Annotated in this window: 18 protein-coding genes; 8 read left to right on the top strand and 10 right to left on the bottom strand. The window is 72.4% G+C overall.

The window, feature by feature from the left end; translation table 11 throughout:
- Together ACWGDE_RS24600 and ACWGDE_RS24595 are read left to right on the top strand one after the other, a co-directional pair.
- The coding region (locus ACWGDE_RS24600) for an outer membrane protein assembly factor BamB family protein (RefSeq protein WP_453391180.1) at positions 1–1345 on the top strand (1345 nt) is incomplete at its 5' end.
- A gap of 113 nt (positions 1346–1458) precedes the next feature.
- Positions 1459–1953: a peptidylprolyl isomerase gene (locus ACWGDE_RS24595; RefSeq protein ID WP_453391179.1), complete on the top strand. Its 495-nt coding sequence runs from the start codon at positions 1459–1461 to the stop codon at positions 1951–1953.
- Positions 1954–2060: 107 nt separating this feature from the next.
- Here the strand turns inward: ACWGDE_RS24595 and ACWGDE_RS24590 are convergent, their stop codons facing one another.
- The 3 genes from ACWGDE_RS24590 to ACWGDE_RS24580 all read right to left on the bottom strand — a co-directional run bounded on the left by ACWGDE_RS24590 (position 2061) and on the right by ACWGDE_RS24580 (position 3629).
- A complete protein-coding gene (locus ACWGDE_RS24590) occupies positions 2061–2570 on the bottom strand; it encodes a hypothetical protein (RefSeq protein ID WP_453391178.1) in 510 nt (169 codons plus the stop codon).
- Positions 2571–2673: 103 nt separating this feature from the next.
- Complete coding sequence (locus ACWGDE_RS24585; RefSeq protein ID WP_453391177.1) at positions 2674–3006, bottom strand: putative quinol monooxygenase; 333 nt, start codon at positions 3004–3006, stop codon at positions 2674–2676.
- Complete coding sequence (locus ACWGDE_RS24580; RefSeq protein WP_453391176.1) at positions 3003–3629, bottom strand: NADPH-dependent FMN reductase; 627 nt, start codon at positions 3627–3629, stop codon at positions 3003–3005. Before ACWGDE_RS24580 ends, ACWGDE_RS24585 begins: the two co-directional genes overlap by 4 nt.
- A 123-nt stretch (positions 3630–3752) precedes the next feature.
- Here ACWGDE_RS24580 and ACWGDE_RS24575 point away from each other — a divergent pair, with 123 nt between their 5' ends.
- On the top strand, positions 3753–4376 hold the full coding sequence (locus ACWGDE_RS24575) for a TetR/AcrR family transcriptional regulator (protein ID WP_453391175.1): 624 nt from the start codon (positions 3753–3755) through the stop codon (positions 4374–4376).
- A 34-nt stretch (positions 4377–4410) separates the two neighbouring features.
- Positions 4411–5013 (top strand): hypothetical protein, encoded by a 603-nt coding sequence (locus ACWGDE_RS24570; RefSeq protein WP_453391174.1) that lies wholly within the window; start codon positions 4411–4413, stop codon positions 5011–5013.
- A 107-nt stretch (positions 5014–5120) separates the two neighbouring features.
- Here ACWGDE_RS24570 and ACWGDE_RS24565 read toward each other — a convergent pair whose 3' ends face one another.
- Genes ACWGDE_RS24565 through ACWGDE_RS24555 form a run of 3 tightly spaced genes read right to left on the bottom strand, consistent with a single transcriptional unit; the run spans position 5121 to position 7538 of the window.
- On the bottom strand, positions 5121–5909 hold the full coding sequence (locus ACWGDE_RS24565) for an enoyl-CoA hydratase/isomerase family protein (RefSeq protein ID WP_453391173.1): 789 nt from the start codon (positions 5907–5909) through the stop codon (positions 5121–5123).
- Positions 5906–6373 (bottom strand): Zn-ribbon domain-containing OB-fold protein, encoded by a 468-nt coding sequence (locus ACWGDE_RS24560; RefSeq protein ID WP_453391172.1) that lies wholly within the window; start codon positions 6371–6373, stop codon positions 5906–5908. The genes ACWGDE_RS24565 and ACWGDE_RS24560 overlap by 4 nt, the downstream gene beginning before the upstream one ends.
- Before the next feature lie 13 nt (positions 6374–6386).
- Positions 6387–7538 (bottom strand): lipid-transfer protein, encoded by a 1152-nt coding sequence (locus ACWGDE_RS24555; RefSeq protein WP_453391171.1) that lies wholly within the window; start codon positions 7536–7538, stop codon positions 6387–6389.
- A 95-nt stretch (positions 7539–7633) separates the two neighbouring features.
- Between ACWGDE_RS24555 and ACWGDE_RS24550 the strand changes: the two genes are divergently transcribed.
- Positions 7634–9334, top strand: coding sequence for a FadD3 family acyl-CoA ligase (locus ACWGDE_RS24550; protein WP_453391170.1), 1701 nt, complete (start codon positions 7634–7636; stop codon positions 9332–9334).
- Positions 9335–9510: 176 nt separating this feature from the next.
- Here ACWGDE_RS24550 and ACWGDE_RS24545 read toward each other — a convergent pair whose 3' ends face one another.
- On the bottom strand, positions 9511–9726 hold the full coding sequence (locus tag ACWGDE_RS24545; RefSeq protein WP_453391169.1) for a hypothetical protein: 216 nt from the start codon (positions 9724–9726) through the stop codon (positions 9511–9513).
- 115 nt (positions 9727–9841) lie between these two features.
- Here ACWGDE_RS24545 and ACWGDE_RS24540 point away from each other — a divergent pair, with 115 nt between their 5' ends.
- Positions 9842–11227 (top strand): Yip1 family protein, encoded by a 1386-nt coding sequence (locus tag ACWGDE_RS24540; RefSeq protein ID WP_453391168.1) that lies wholly within the window; start codon positions 9842–9844, stop codon positions 11225–11227.
- Here ACWGDE_RS24540 and ACWGDE_RS24535 read toward each other — a convergent pair whose 3' ends face one another.
- Positions 11228–12061, bottom strand: a complete 834-nt coding sequence (locus tag ACWGDE_RS24535) for a helix-turn-helix domain-containing protein (RefSeq protein WP_453391167.1) — start codon at positions 12059–12061, stop codon at positions 11228–11230.
- A 478-nt stretch (positions 12062–12539) separates the two neighbouring features.
- Positions 12540–13532, bottom strand: a complete 993-nt coding sequence (gene sigJ / locus ACWGDE_RS24530) for an RNA polymerase sigma factor SigJ (protein WP_453391166.1) — start codon at positions 13530–13532, stop codon at positions 12540–12542.
- A 177-nt stretch (positions 13533–13709) separates the two neighbouring features.
- Here sigJ and ACWGDE_RS24525 point away from each other — a divergent pair, with 177 nt between their 5' ends.
- Entirely contained in the window at positions 13710–14135 is a 426-nt protein-coding gene (locus ACWGDE_RS24525) for a hypothetical protein (RefSeq protein WP_453391165.1), read from the top strand.
- 48 nt (positions 14136–14183) lie between these two features.
- On the opposite strand, the gene ACWGDE_RS24520 is transcribed toward ACWGDE_RS24525, so the two are convergent.
- Positions 14184–14915 carry a class I SAM-dependent methyltransferase gene (locus ACWGDE_RS24520; RefSeq protein WP_453391164.1) on the bottom strand — a complete coding sequence of 244 codons (732 nt, stop codon included), beginning with the start codon at positions 14913–14915 and terminating at the stop codon, positions 14184–14186.
- Positions 14916–15052: 137 nt separating this feature from the next.
- On the opposite strand from ACWGDE_RS24520, the gene ACWGDE_RS24515 reads away from it, so the two are divergent.
- Positions 15053–15850 (top strand): IclR family transcriptional regulator, encoded by a 798-nt coding sequence (locus ACWGDE_RS24515; protein ID WP_453391163.1) that lies wholly within the window; start codon positions 15053–15055, stop codon positions 15848–15850.
- Positions 15851–16019 lie beyond the last annotated feature (169 nt).

Raw genomic sequence — 16019 nt, 5'->3', positions numbered from 1 at the left:
GCACCCCCCGATGGCCCCCTCCGGCGAGCCCGTGCGGCTCGGCGGCTCCCCGGTCCCGATCGGCCCCGGCCCGCAGGCCTCCGCCGCCGCCCCGGCCGCGCACGCCGCCGCCGCGGACTCGGCGACCGGCTGGATCCGCCCGCCCGGCGGCGGCTCGGTGGCGGGCCCCGCGCCCGTGCCCTCCGTACCCAACCCCGGACCTGCCCCCGACAGCGGGCGCTGGCGCCCGTGGCGGTTCCGCATGTCGAACGAGGTCTGGGGCACCCCGACCGTCGCCGGCGACCTCCTCTACGTCACCTCCTTCGAGGTCCACGCCCTGGACGTGGCCAGCGGCCGCCGCCAGTTCAAGACCCGCGACGTCGCCTGGTCCATGGCCGTGGCCGACGGCCGCATCCACGCCTCCGACGGCCCCTCCCTCTACGCGCTGGACTCCACCGACGGCTCCGAGCGGTGGCGGCTGTCCACCGACGCCTGGGTGTACGCCCTGCGCGCCGACCGCGGCACCGTGGTCACGGCCACGCGCGGGGGCGGCGTACAGGCCTGGGAGGCGTCCAGCGGGCAGAAGCTGTGGGAGCTCACGGGCGCGCAGAGCGACTTCGAGACCGTCGAGGCGGCACCCGTCCTGCACGACGGCACGGTCTACGTGTGGCAGGACGCGCGGCTGCGCGCCCTCGACGCCCGCTCCGGCCGCGAGTCCTGGTCGTACCCGGTCGGCGACGCCGCCTCCTGCGGAAACGTGCCGGTCCGCGTCACCCCGGCGCCCGACGGCAACGTCTACGTCTGCGCGGGCACCCGGGTGATCTCCGTCGACCGGGCCTCCGGCCTGGTCCGCTGGCACTTCGAGGCCCCCGCGGTGTTCCTGGCGCCCCCGGCCTTCGCGCCCGGCGCGGCCGTCACGGGCGGCGGCGTCTACCTCGCCGACTACCTGGGCACCGTCTACGCCCTGGACGCGGCCACCGGCAAGGACCGCTGGCGCATCGCCACCGAGCCCCGCGCGTCGGCGGACCCCGTCCTGGTCGCCGCCGGCAACGTCCACCTGGGCGCGGGCAGCGCCGTGTACACGCTCGACGCGGTCACCGGCACCCCGAAGTGGCGGTTCGCGGCGGGCGGCGAGATCACCGGCTCCCCGGCGGTCGCCGACGGCCGGGTCCACTTCGGATCCGCCGACCACTGCCTGTACACCCTCGACGCGGCGGGCGGCCAGCTCCGCTGGAAGCTGGCCACCGGCGGGGAGATCACCGGAGCCCCGGTGGCCGAGGCGGGCGTGGTCTACGCGTGCAGCAAGGACCGCTGCGTGTACGCCCTCGACGCCGCCAAGGGCACGGGCACCCGTACGGGCGGCTGACCCGCGGCTGAGCTGCGGCTCAGCCGTTCGGGTGGCCCGGGCGAGCCGTCCGGGGGCCGTGTCACGGCCCCCTCCGGGTCGCGCACCGCACCGGGAGTGACAGGATGGACCCCATGAGCAACGTATTCTTCGACATCACCATCGACGGCCAGGCCGCCGGTCGCATCGTCTTCAACCTCTTCGACGAGGTCGTCCCGAAGACCGCCCAGAACTTCCGCGAGCTGTGCACGGGCCAGAACGGCTTCGGCTACGCCGGCTCCGGCTTCCACCGCGTCATCCCGGAGTTCATGCTCCAGGGCGGTGACTTCACCAACCACAACGGCACGGGCGGCAAGAGCATCTACGGCGAGAAGTTCGCCGACGAGAACTTCACCCTGAAGCACGACCGCAAGTACCTGCTGTCGATGGCGAACGCCGGCCGCAACACCAACGGCTCGCAGTTCTTCATCACCACGGTCCTCACCCCGTGGCTCGACGGCAAGCACGTCGTCTTCGGCGAGGTCGTCTCGGGCCAGGAGCTCGTCGACCAGATCGAGAAGCTCGGCACCCCCTCGGGCGCCACGCGCGGCAAGATCGAGATCGCGGCTTCCGGCGTCGTCGAGGCCTGATCCGCACCCCGCCCGCAACGGCTGGCCGGCCCCGCCCCCTCAGGGGGGACGGGGCCGCCGTCATGTCCGGGCCTGCGCCACGCGCGTGACGTGTGAGGCGCGAGGCGTTACGAGTGGTCCTGCGGCGGGGGCCAAGCCGTGGGGGCCGGCTCCGGCGCCGGGGCGGCCGGCTCGGGGAAACGGTCCCGGCGGCGGCGCGCGGGACGGCCGCGCATCACCGCGGCGGCCAGGATCAGCAGGGCGCCCGCGCCGAAGGCGTTGGCGAGGCCGTCGCCCAGGCCCTCTCCGTCGCCGCCGACCGAGAGGCTGCCCGCCGCCTGGCCCTGGCGGACCATCCACAGGACGGTGAAGCCGAGGACGACGATCCCGGCCAGGGCCATCAGCAGCCGCGAGCGCAGCAGGACCGCGCCCAGCGCGAGCAGTGCGGCGAAGAGGAACGGCAGCAGGAGCGAGCCCATCAGGGCCGCCTTGGTGTCGGTGATCCCGGCGGCGGTGAACAGGTCCTGGATGCGGTAGTCGCGCCCGTGACGGCCGTCGTACCAGGCACGGAAGGGGCTCCAGACGGCGGCCGTCGCTCCGATCAGACCCATGAGCGAGCCGAGTACGTTGCGGATCATGCCCGGCCCTCCGGGGGGTGTGGGTCTGGATCTCGATCCCGACGCTACGCCCGCCCCCCGGCTCCCGCACGCGGAGCCCGCGGCCCCCGGGCCGGGGCCGCTCCTACGCGGAGAACACCCGGACCACCGGCGGCTCCGCCAGCAGCGACGCCGTCCGGGACAGGGCCCCGGCCAGGTGCGGGGAGGCCAGGTGGGCCTCCCAGGAGGCGGCGTCCGCCCACTCCTCCAGGACGATCCAGGCTCCGGGAGAGAGCGGGTCCTCGTACGGGCGGTAGGAGACGTTGCCCGCCTCCGCGCGGGTCGGGGCGACCAGGGCGAGGGCCTGCGCGCGGACCTCCGCCTCCAGGCCCGGGCGGGCCCGGAGACGGGCGATCGCCGTCACGGAAGGGCCCGCCGCCACCCCCGTGGGCGGCGGGGCGTCCGCTCCGGTGCTCATCGGGCCGTCTCCGCGGCCGCGGCGCCGGCCGCGGCGGCCTCGGTCTTGGTCTTCAGGGCGCCCAGCAGGTCCCGTACCAGGGAGATCGTGGTCTCGTCGGTCAGGTTGCCGCTCTCGTCGAAGCGCTCGTAGGAGCGGAACACCTGCACCTCGGGCTTGACGACCACGTCGCTGTCGGTCCACACGAACACCTGCCGCAGCGCCAGCTGCGCCCGCACCGTGCCGAAGTTGGTCGGCGCGGCGCCCAGGATCGCGACGGGCTTGCGGTGCAGCGGCAGGCCCTCCTGCTGGGTCCAGTCGGTGCTGACCCAGTCGATGGCGTTCTTCAGGGTGCCGGGGATCGAGTAGTTGAACTCCGGGGTGGCGATCAGCAGGCCGTCGGCCTCGTCGATGCGCCGGCGCAGTTCGGCGACGGCGGCCGGGCGGTCCTGGGGGTTGTCGAGGTCCTGGTCGTACGGGGGGATGTCGCGCAGGCCCTCGTAGATCTCGATGTCGAGTCCGGCGGGCTGGTGCTTGCGGGCGGCGCGCAGCAGGGCGGTGTTGTGCGAGTCGGCGCGGAGGCTGCCGGAGATGGCGAGGATCTTGAACTCGGTGCCGGCGTCGGTTGCGGTCTCTCGAGACATGGTGGGTCCCCCTGGGTGGCGGTGGTGGCCGCTCGGTGCGGCCTCCGACAACCAGAACACTAAACCGTGTAGTTCAGTCCCGCAACTACACCGTTCGGTTCAGTTCTGGAGTACGGTGGATCCATGAGGCCCGTGGATGAAGCCAAGGGGCGCGCGATCGCCGAGGCCGCCTACGCCGAGTTCGTCACGGGCGGCTACACCGCCGCCTCCGTCGACGCCATCGCCGCCCGCGCGACCGTCTCCAAACCCACCGTGTACAAGCACTTCGGCACCAAGGAACGGCTCTTCCTGGCGGTGGTCGGCGCCGCGCTCGGCGGGGCCTACGCGGGCCTGCGGCCCTGCCCGGCCGCCCTCGCGAGCGCCCCCGACCTGCGCGCGGCCCTCGTCGAGGTCCAGTACGACTGGACGCGCCGGCTCGTCTGCGACGAGCTGATGGCACTGCGCCGCCTGGTCATCGGCGAGGCCGGGCGCTTCCCGCAGCTCGGCCGCCTCTGGTACGAGCGCAGCCGCGCCGCCATCGACCTGCCGCTCGCCGCCGCCGTGGACGAGCTGCGCGGGTGCGGGCGGCTCGCGGTGGCGGACGTGGAGCTCGCGGTGCGCCAGCTCCTCGCGGTGACCGTGTCGGTCCCGCAGCTCGCCAGGACCCTCGACCCCGGGTACGCGCCCACGGACGCGGAGCTGCGGGCGGTGGTGGCCGGGGGAGTCGACGTCTTCCTCGCCCGCTACGCCGTCCGGAGCCCCTGGTAGCGTGCCGCCGTTGTTCCCAGGGGGAGGAGTGGTCATGGCGGTCACGGGGCGAAGAGTCCGGTTCACGGCGGTACTGGTGGGTGTGGTGCTCGCGCTGACGGGCTTCTCCTCGACGGGCGGGAGCGGGAGCGGCGGCAGCGGCAAGAGCAAGAGCGGCGGAGGCGGCTGCTCCAGCTCGAAGAGCAAGCCGAAGAAGAAGAGCGGCGGCAGCGGTGGGAACGGCGGCTCGACGGCCACGGCGTCGCCCACGCCCAGCCCGACCGCGCCGCCCGCGCACGCCGAGCTCGTCACCTGCGCCGGCCCGGGCCGCCCCGCGGCCACGCTCAGGATCACCTCGGACTCGGCCGTCGAACGCACCGTCCGGACGTCGCTGACCTTCGTCTGGGACACCGGCTCCGAGCCGCACACCGTCGAGGTCACGCTCAAGGCCGGCGAGAGCCGGAACGTGGACGTCGCGCTGACGCAGACGGGCAAGGTCGGCGAGGTCCGCCGGTGCGACCTCGGAGGGGTCACGGTCGTCTCGACCGCCGGCCCGGCGCCCACCGCGACCACCGGCTCCGGGACCTCGGGCTCCGTGGACCTCCCGGACGGCAGGAAGAGCACGCCGAAGCCCAGGACCACCAAGAAGACGCGCTAGCCGGCGGCGGGGCCTGGCGTGGCCGGCCGGGGCGGGGCCCTGTCCGGCCCCGCCCCGGCCGCGCCGCCCGCGGGCGGCGGCTCCCGGCGGATCGGTCGATCGGCGGATCAGCGGATCAGCGGCTCCGGGCCCGCCCCGCGCCGCCCCGCGAACAGCTCCGCCTGCCGCTCGGGCGGCAGGTTGCCCAGCGCCACCAGTCCCGGCGCCTGCGCCAGGGCCTGCTGGAGCGCGGCCTGCTTCGCCGCCCACAAGGACCGTACGGTGCCCTGCACGGCCTCCGTCGGGAACCCGGCCAGGGTCTCGGCCGCCCGCAGCGCCGCCGGGAGCAGCCCGTCCGGTGCGGCCAGCTCGGAGACGAGCCCGATCTCGTACGCCCGCCGCGCGGAGAGGCGTTCCGCCGTGCCCATCAGGGACATCCGGGCGGCCTCGCCGAAGGGCATGCGCTGCGCCATGTAGATGGCCTCGTAGGCGCTGACCATGCCGTAGCTCGTGTGCGGGTCGAAGTACGTCGCCGACGAGGAGGAGACGATGAACTCCGACTCGCCCAGCAGGTAGAACGCCCCGCCGCAGGCCATGCCGTTGACGGCGGCGACCACCGGCTTCCACAGGTCGTTCGCCTTCGGCCCGATGGCGACGAGCGGGTCGTCCACCGAGTACGGGGAGGAGGGCTGGGGCACGGAGACGCCCCGGTCGATGCCCGTGCAGAAGGCCGCCCGCCCGGCGCCCGTCAGGACGACCGCCCGCACCTCGTCCTCGTAGCGGAACTCCCGCCACACGGATGCGAGTTCGGCGGCCGTTTCCAGGTCGATCGCGTTGTGCTTGCGCTCCCGGTCCAGGGTGACGACGGCGACCCCGGTCGCCTTGTCCCGCTCCACCCGCAGGCCCGGGGCCGTCAAGACTTCTCCAGGATCCAGCGCGGCACGGCCATCCCGCCGATCTCGGTGAAGACCACCTGGACCCGGGCGCCGATGCGCAGCCGCGCCGGGGCCATGGAGTTCAGCGGGGCGTCGGCGGAGGTGACGAGGTTCCCGGCGAGGCGGATGTGCGGGGCGTCGGCCAGCTCCACGAGGATCACGTTGTACGGGGCCTGCGCGGCGTAGGCGGGCAGCAGAGGCGGGTGCGGCTGCACGTACGACCAGATCCGGCCCCGGCCGCTCATCAGCCGCCATTCGGAGTCGAAGGAACGGCAGTGCGGGCAGCAGGGGCGGGGCGGGAAGCGGAGTTTGCCGCAGGCGGGCTCGGCGCAGGCCTGGACGCGGAGTTCGCCCTGGGCGGCGTACTCCCAGAAGGGTGCGCCGTCCTCGTCCGGGACGGGGAGGAGGAGTTCGTCCGAAGCGGCGGTGGTGGGGCTGGTGGTCATGGTCTCCGGCTCCTCAGGCTCGCAGCAGGATGGCGGACGTCGGGACACCCTCGCCCGCCGTCACCAGGCAGGTGGCGGCGTCGGGCACCTGGGCGGTGGAGATGCCGCGCAGCTGCTTGACGCCCTCGTTGATCAGGTTGAACCCGTGGACGTAGGCCTCGGAGAGGCCGCCGCCGCCGGTGTTGATGGGCAGCCGGCCGCCGATCTCCAGGGCTCCGCCCTCGGTGAAGGAGGCTCCCTCGCCGCGCCCGCAGAAGCCGTAGCCCTCCAGGGAGAGCGGGATCAGGGGGGTGAAGGCGTCGTAGATCTGGGCGACGTCCACGTCCTGCGGCCCGAAGTCGGCCTGCTTCCACAGGTGTCGGGCGGCGGTCCAGGCGGGCCCGGACAGCGGGTCGTCGTTCCAGTAGTTGACCATCCCGTGGTGCTGGGCGGGCAGGCCCTGGGCCACGGAGTGGACGTACACGGGCTTCTGGCGGCAGTCGCGGGCGCGTTCGGCGCTGACGATGACGCAGGCCAGGGCGCCGTCGGTCTCCAGGCAGTTGTCGAAGAGGCAGAGCGGGTCGCTGATCATGCGGGAGGTCATGTACATCTCGCGGGTCAGCGGGCGTTCGTACATCATCGCGGCCGGGTTCTCGTTGGCCCGGTTGCGGCAGGCCATCGCGACGTTGAAGAGGTGGTCGCGGGTGGCCCCGTACTCGTGCATGTAGCGGCGGGCCAGCATGCCGATCTCGTCCGCCGGGCGCAGCAGCCCGAAGGGGCGCGTCCACTGGCCGGGGGTGGGCAGCTGCACCGCCGTGTTCTTCCACGGGCGGGGGCCGGAGCCGCGTTTGCGCGAGCGCCAGGCGACGCCGACGCTCGCCTGTCCGGTGGCGACGGCGGCGGCGAGGTGGCCGACGGTGGCGCAGGAACCGCCGCCGCCGTAGCCGATCTTGGAGAAGAAGGTGACGTCGCCGGCGCCGATGGCCTTGGCGACCTCGACCTCGTCGGTCTCCTCCATCGTGTAGGAGGAGAAGGCGTCGACCTCGGAGGGGTCTATGCCCGCGTCGGCGAGTGCCGCCAGAATGGCCCGGCAGGCCAGTTCCTTCTCGGACTGCGGCAGTCGTTTGGCAAAGGCGGTCTGCCCGATGCCGACTATCGCCGTTGCGTCCTTGAGCGTTGCCGCCATCGCCACCTCCGGGGTGCGCACCAGTACTGACAGCCGCGAAGGCTACAGCTAATCTGACGGATAGTCAGCTACTGGTATCGCAGGAGGGGCGGACGATGGACGAGGACGAGGCAGGGACCGGGGCCGGAAGCAAGGTCGCAAGCGAGGCCGGAGCGCGGGCCGGAAGCCGGGCCGAGGCGGGGGCCGCACCGCAGGACGGCCGCGGCGAGCTCGCGTGGAGCAGCATCGGCGCCCTCGTACGGGACGCCGCCACCCGGTACGCCGACCGCGAGGCCGTCGTCGACGGCCGCGTCCGCATCGACTACGCCCAGCTCGGCGAACGCGTCGAACGCGCCGCCGCGGCCTGCATCGCCGCCGGGATCGAGCCGGGGGACCGGGTCGCCGTCTGGGCGCCCAACACCCTCGAATGGATCGTCTCCGCACTCGGCGCCGTCTCCGCGGGAGCCGTCCTCGTCCCCCTCAACACCCGCTTCAAGGGCTCCGAAGCCGCGTACGTCCTCCAACGCAGCCGCGCCCGGCTCCTCTTCGTCACCGGCACCTTCCTCGGCACCTCGTACGTCGCCTCGCTGCGCCGCGCCGCCGCCGAAGGCCCGGGCTCCGGGCCGCTGCCCGGACTGCCCCACCTCGAGCACGTCGTCGTCCTGTCCGAGGACGCCCCCGACTCCTTCCGCACCTGGAAGGACTTCCTGGCCGGCGGGGACTCCGTACCCGCCGCGACGGTCACCGCCCGCACCGGGGCGATCGGCGCCGATGCCCCCTCCGACATCATCTTCACCTCGGGCACCACCGGCAGCCCCAAGGGCGCCGTCATCACCCACGCCCAGTCCCTGCGCTGCTACGAGGTCTGGAGCGAGCTCGCCGGACTGCGCGAGGGCGACCGCTACCTCATCGTGAACCCCTTCTTCCACACCTTCGGCTACAAGGCCGGCATCATCGCCTGCCTGATGCGCGGGGCCACGATGATCCCCCAGCCCGTCTTCAACGTGGACACCGTCCTCGCCAACGTCGCCGCCGAGCGGATCTCCGTACTCCCCGGCCCGCCCACCCTCCACCAGTCGATCCTCGACCACCCCCAGCGCGACCACCACGACCTCTCCGCCCTGCGCCTGGTCGTCACCGGCGCCGCCGTGGTCCCGCTCCAGCTCGTCGAACGGCTCCGCGGCGAACTGCGCATCGCCGTCGTCCTCACCGCGTACGGACTCTCCGAGGCCAGCGGCATCGTCACCATGTGCCGGCGCGGCGACCCTGCGGAGATCATCGCGGCCACCTCCGGACGGGCCATACCGGGTACGGAACTGCGCATCGCCGGGGCCGACGGCCGGGCGCTGCCCGCCGGGGAGGCGGGCGAGGTGTGGGTGCGCGGACACAACGTCATGCAGGGCTACTTCGAGGACGAGGCCGAGACCGCCGAGGCCATCACCCCCGACGGCTGGCTGCGCACCGGCGACGTCGGCGTCCTCGACGCCGCCGGGAACCTGCGCATCACCGACCGGATCAAGGACATGTTCATCGTCGGCGGCTTCAACGCCTACCCGGCCGAGATCGAGCAACTCCTCGGCCTGCACCCGGACATCGCCGACGTGGCCGTGGTCGGCATCCCCGACCCGCGCCTGGGCGAGGTGGGCAAGGCGTACGTGGTCCGCAGGCCGGCGGCGGTCCTCACCGGCGACGACCTGATCGCCTGGTCGCGCCGGGAGATGGCCAACTACAAGGTGCCGCGCGAGGTGGAGTTCGTCGCCGAACTCCCGCGCAACGCGAGCGGCAAGGTCCTCAAACGCGAACTGCGGGCCCGCTGAGACCGGGCGGGGCTAGGGCGTGTCTTTCGGATCAGGCCGGGCCCGCGCCGCCCGGCACCGCACCTCGCCGCGTTGTCGAGGCACCCGAGGACGTCCAGTCATCGGGAGCCTCTCCGCCTTGCGATGCACGGCACCGGACACCGCGGGCTCAACCGGCAAGATCCGAAAGACACGCCCTAGGCGACGGGTTTGCCGTCGTGCGTACCGCCGACGCAGACCCACGCGCCGGTGGGGGAGTCGTACTCCACGGTCCCCGCGCCTTCCTCGCACGCCTTCCCGTCGACACTGGGCGTCGGGGTCGGCTCGACCACGGCAGCGTGTGCGGCGGCGCTGACGGGGCCGAGAACGGCCAGTACCACGGCAGCGGTGATCCCGGCGAGTCGTGTACGCATCCGGACCTCCGAAAGGACGAGCGACACGGTCGTCACCAGTTTCACCCCGCCCGGTCGAGGAGCGCATCTCGCTCCTCCAGGGGCGCTCGCCCAGGTGCGGCGTCAGGCTGGTGTCATGACGACAACTCCCGCGGTAGTCGTGGCACCACCCGACGACGTCGGACTGCGGAAAGTGGTGATCAACGGCAAGACCGGCGGCAAGGTGCGGAGCCTCAACGAACTGTGCAAGGTCCTGCGGGGGGCTGGACGGACCCTCGAGGACGGCATCGAATGGCGCGGGGGCGACAGCACTGTCTGGCCGGATCGGTCGTGGCGCCGACGGGCAACCGGCATCGTCATGGCAGCCGGCCTCCTGGGGACCGCGTTCGTGCTCGTCAAGATCGGCGCGAAGGACGCCGTCGACGCGCTCACCTTCGGCGGGCGAATGGCAGGGTTCGCCCTGCTGGCCGCGGGTGTGGTGGAAGCGATCTGCGTGCTGGCCACCTTCGACTACTGGGGCAGGCGGAAGGTGGCTCAATCGGGGCCGGTCCTGCTGCTCGGAGTGTCGGTCGCCCTTGTCACCGCCCTCGGGCTGCTCGTGATGCACGTCCTCAACCAGGCGTATCCGTGGTACGTGCTGATCTGGGTGTCCCTCGGGCTCTGGTCCCTCTGGGGTCTGTGGATGCTCGTCGTCCGCGGCCGGGTGTGGAAGAGGCTTCACAATCCCAGGCGCATAGCGATCGGGGCGAGCATCTCCACCCTCCTCGTCGTCACCAACTTGGCATACGGGTCGGTCTACGTTCCTTCTGTGGCGCATCCGCTCGTGGAGAGTACGGCTGAATTCGGAACGCCGAGTCTGGACGCGGACGGGATGAAGATGTTCCTGCGGGTCCGTCTTCACATCAAGAACGCCGGCCAGGTACCGGTCTACGTGCTGGGCAGCATCTACTGGATCAAGGTCCGGCTCGCGAAGGATCCGGGGGACAGCTACCAGGTGATCAAACCCGACGAGTTCATCGAGCCACCGGGGCGGACCTTGAAGCCGGAAGAGGAGTATTCGGTGGATGTGGTCGCTGAGATCAATGAACCCGAAACGCTGGACCACGAAGCAGTCAGGGTCGAGACCGAGACGTACGTGATCAGGGAAGACCGATTGGCGATGACCACCGATTACGAAGGGTCCGCGAAGTGGCGGAGTGAACTCAGGAAGGAGGGCAAGGAAAATGATCCGCCGGGGCCCGACGACGATTACAAGAGGTACCAGTCCGGCATCTCCCAAAGCAGCGAGCTTCTGAACGTGGTTCGAGGCCGGGAGCGCGTGACGGTTTGGTGGGTGTATCGCAAGAGCGATCCGCATCTCTACGTGGATGTGTCGCGGCCGGGCGAGAAGAAGAGCTTCGATCCCGACGTGAAACATGCCGCTGACCGGTACGGTCTCGAATTCGTGCGCGGCTCGATCACGGAGACGCCGTTCGCGGAACTCATGAAGAAGGCTCAGGCCCAGCGTCCGAGCAGCCCCTGATCACGGCCCGCAGCCCTTGCAGATGCCGGGGGTGGGGCTGCGAAACGCGACCCGGTCGCACTTCGTGCAGATCTGGATGGGGTCGGGCGGTACGAAGGCGGGGGCGCGGGGGAGCGGTACCAGAGGGGGTGGCAGCTGGGCGGCGAGCCGGTGGGCGATCAGCCCGGCCGGGTTGTGAAGGTGCGTGGGGAGTTTCGCCGTCAGGGCGGCGATGAGCGCGTGCACCCCGGCCCCGCGCTCCAGCCAGGCCTCGACGCCGCCCGAGAGGTGTCGGATGTCCCGCTCGCCGAGCAGCAGCCGCGGGTCGGTCCGGCGGAGCTCCGCCAGGATCTCGCACGCGAGCCGGTGCCGGGCGGGGTTGTCGCGGTACCGAGGCTCGGGGAGGCGGCTCGCGGGTGACGCGGCCGGGGCGGACGACGCGGGAGCGGGGCCGCTCTCCGGCGCGGTCTCCGGATCCGGATCCGGACCGGCCTCCGCCGTGGGAGCCGGCTCCACCTCCACCTCCACCTCCACCTCCACCTCCACCTCCGGCTCCGGAGCCGGAGCCGGAGCCGGAGCCGGAGGTGGCGTCACGGTCGAGGGCGCTACGCGGGCATCCGGGAGGGTGGCGGCCGCCCGGGGATGGTTGCGGAACACCGTACGGGTGACGATCCGCCCACACGGCAGGCTCTCGAGCGACCGCTCCAGATACCCGAACGCGACCAGCTCCCGCAATCCCTTGGTGATCGAGGTTTCCCCGAGCGGAAGCTGTTTGACCAGGTCCTTGATGCCGACGGGGGTCCCCGCGGGCAGGGACTGGATGTAGATCCCCAGCAGCCGTGCGACCGCCGACATCTCGGGATGCTGAATGAGGTCGTTGCTCACCACCGTGAACCGGCCGGTGAGGCGGGTGTTGGCGTGCCGAACGCCATATGTCGCGCGCGTGGGCGCGGTAAAGTGCACCGAAGCCATGGGGAAGCGCTACTTCCTCGTTGGTCAGGCCCTCGCCCGGGATTCGCCGTCCCGGCGGGGGCCGTCTCATGTCTGAGTTGTCGGGGCGAGCATATGCCAGACAACCACCCGAAAATCCAACCCAGTTGGCCGATTCACCCGTGTGAGTGAGCGGCGCTCCGCGGGAGGCTGGAGGGGTCTGGAACGAGTTCTTTCTCCAGGTACTTGGAAGCAAAAGAAGCATCGCGCCCCACCGGGTCGCCCTCGGCCGCGACCCGGTGGACCCGCGGCCCAGCACCCGAGTTCGACCGTGTTCAGCGGGCACGTGAGGCCTCTGCCCCGCCCCGCGATGCGGGAGGGCAGAGGCCTCTGTGGCGCTGCGTCAGTCCTCGATGTTCTCCGTCCACGGGCGGAGCTTCTCCGGGTTGCGGACCGCCCAGATGCGGGTGATGCGGTCGCCTTCGAGGCTGAAGGCCGCCACCGTCACGGTGGTGCCGGAGTGCTGGGCGACCAGGCCGGGGCGGCCGTTGACCGTACGTTCCAGGAGGACCAGGCCCGGGGCCTTGTCGGCGATGTGGATCAGGTACTGGGCGATGAGCGCGCTGCCCTCGATCGGACGCAGGGCCGCGCCGACCATGCCGCCGCCGTCGGCGGTCATCGTGGCCTCGGGGTCGAGGAGGCCGACGAGGGCCTTGATGTCCTTGGCCTCCCACGCCTCCTTGAAGTTCCGTACGAGACCGGCCTGTCCGGCCGTCGGCGCCGTCTCGGCCCGCTCCGCGCGGGTGCGCCGGCGGGCCGAGGAGGCCAGCTGCCGGCAGGCGGCGGGGCTGCGGCCGACGATCTCGGCGACTTCCGCGAAGGGGTAGCGGAAGACGTCGTGGAGGATGAACGCCACGCGTTCGGCCGGCGTCATCGACTCCAGCACGACGAGGAAGGCCATGTTCACCGACTCGTCGAGGGTGATCCGGTCGGCGGGATCGGCCGGCTCGGCCCTGCCGCCCCCGGCCGTCGCGCCGGACCACTCCGTACGGTCGGGCAGCGGCTCGGGGATCCACGCGCCGACGTAGCGCTCGCGCCGCACGCGCGCCGAGCCGAGCACGTCCAGGCAGATGCGGCTGGCCACGGTCGTCAGCCAGGCGCCGGGCGAATCGATGGCCTCCTGCTGCTGCCGGGACATCGCGTACCAGCGCGTGTACGTCTCCTGCACGGCGTCCTCGGCCTCGGCCACCGAACCCAGCAGCCGGTAGGCCAGGTTGATCAGATTGCGCCGCTCGCTGACGACGGCGCCGAGGTCCGCCCCGGCCTCGCCGTACCCCGCTGCGGAACGGTCCTGCGGCTCGGGCCGGTCCTGCCCTCTGTCGGATGTGGTGCTCATTCCCGCGATCGCCCCCACTGCTCCTTCGGGCACGCTCCCCTGCGCGCCCGGAACGCCGTCGGATCACCGGTCCGGACCCCGGGTTCGGACCGTGGCCTCACATTTCGCGGGCCTGTGTCGTCGGACTACCGAGACACTACCGATCCACCGCCGCGAGGCAGAAGAAGGGACCGCGTCATGGCCGTAGACACGACGGCAGTACAGGGACGGACGACGGCAGCGCAGGGCAAGCCCACCTTCGTGCAGGTCTCGATAGCCCTGCAGACCTTGGCCATCTTCTTCCAGGCGGCCACGGCCGGACTGCTGCTGTCCTCGCCCGATCTGGAAATCGTGCACGGCGTCGGAGCACGTGTGATGTACGGCGCCACGATGCTGTACGTGATCGCCGCGATCCTGGCGTGGAAGCCGGGCGGCGGCTCGCCGCGCCCCATCGCCTACGCGTCCGGCTTCCTCGTCATGGCCTCGCTCCAGGTCGTGCTGGGCATCGCGCACATGCCGACGCTCCACGTCCCGCTGGGCGTCACCATGTTCGGCCTGAGCGTCCTGGACCTCGGCCGGGTGCTGTCCGCCCGCATGGCGCAGGGCTCCGGCGCCCGCGCGTAGCGCGCCGCACGGGGGGCCGGGGTACTACGCCGTACAGGGGTCGGCGTACTACCCGGCCGCCCGGCGGGCCAGGACCAGCCGCCAGCGCGGGGTCCCGTCGGGGCGGCGGCCGAAGTGTTCGAGGGGGACCGTCTCCACGGTGAAGCCCGCTGCCCGCAAGTCGGTACGGACGGGGCCGAAGGGGAAGGTCAGGTAGTACATGACGAACGGCGGCCGCCACACCGCGTTGCGCACCCGCATCGCCGCGTCGAAGCCCGCCGCCGCCCACCAGGCCGGCCGGCCCGGCCCGATCGGCGCGCCGATCGGGAAGGCGAAGACGCCGCCGGGGCGCAGGGCCGTGTGGACGCCGGTGAAGACGGCGGGCCGCTCGGCCGGGAGGAAGTGCCCGAACGCGCCGAAGCTGACCGCCAGGTCGTACGAGTCCGCGAGGGCGGCCGGCAGGGCCCGCGCGTCGGCCCGCAGCAGGTCGACGCGCTCCTCGGGGTGGGCGAGCCCGGCCTCGGCCAGCATTCCCGAGCTCAGGTCCACGCCGGTGATCCGGCCCCGGCACAGCCGGCTCAGCATCCCGAGGCCGGCGCCCGTACCGCAGCACACGTCGAGGCCGGTGCCGAAGGAGCCCTCGCGGTCGGCGAGCGTCTCCTCGACCGCGTCGAGCATCCGGTCGGGCGTGCGGAACGGCGTCTCGTCGAACTTGGGCGCCAGCAGGTCGTAGCCCCGCTCGACGGAGGACATCGCCTGTACGGCCAGTTCGCGCAGGGTCGGGCCCTGTGAGGTAAACACACGGTCAGCCTAGTCACGGGGGGCCCGCGGGCCGTGCGTCTTCGGGAGTGTCGGGGCGGGCCCTTCGACCTGGGGCAAAACGGGCATCACGTGACGTACAGTGTGGTGAATCCATTTTGCCAACCCTTGGGGATTTCGTGACGAGTGCCATACGGAACGAGGTTCCGGGCCAACGCGCCGGCCGGACCTCGTCGGCCGGCAGCGCACTGGACAAGACCCTGCGGGTCACCGAGGCGCTGACCGCCTTCGGCGGACCCCACCGGCTCGCCGAACTGGCGGCGGCCTCCGGCGTCCCCAAATCCAGCACCTACCGGATCCTGGTCTCCCTCGTCGAGCAGGGCTACGCCGTCACCGACGGCGAAGGCAGCTACGGCGTCGGACTGCGGCTGCGCACCCTCGCCGCCCGCATCTCCACCGACCGGCCCGAGGGCATCGTCGAACTGCTCGAATTCCTCCAGAAGTGCACCGGGCAGGCCGTCCACCTCGCGCTGCGCAGCGGCAACGCGCTCACGTACATCCGCAAGATCGAGAGCGACCAGCCCTTCCGGACCGCCTCCCGCGTCGGCACGCGGACCGCGATGCACGCCACCGCCATCGGCAAGGCCGTCCTCGCACACCTGCCTCCGGAGGAGACCGAGGAGATCCTGCGCGCCACCGGCATGCCCGCCCTGACCCCGCGGACCCACACCGGCCGGGAACGGCTCGCGGCCGAGCTGACCGAGATCCGGGCCCGCGGCTACGCCGTCGACGACGAGGAGAACGAGCTCTCGGTCCGCTGCCTGGGCGTCCCCGTCTTCGACCGGGACGGGGTGCCGGTGGGCGGAGTGAGCCTGACCGGCGTCACCTTCCTGACCACGCGGCAGGAGCTGGAGCGGTTCTCGCCGGCCCTGCTCGAAGCGGCGCGGGGCGTGGAGCGGCTGCTCCGCCTCGGCTGAGGGCCGAGAGCGGGCGGCGGCCGTAGCCGGGCCGGCCGGCCTGCGCGCACCCGGACGCGGGCATACGGCGGCCGCGGTGGTCCCCCTCCTGGCCCCCCCGTCCCTAGCTGCACCCGGCCGCCAGATGGGGCGCCCGGCCACCCGGGCCGACCCCCGGGGTCGGCCAGGG

It is taken from the genome of Streptomyces sp. NPDC054956 (genome assembly GCF_053609185.1).
This window is presented reverse-complemented; position numbering and strand designations above follow the sequence as displayed.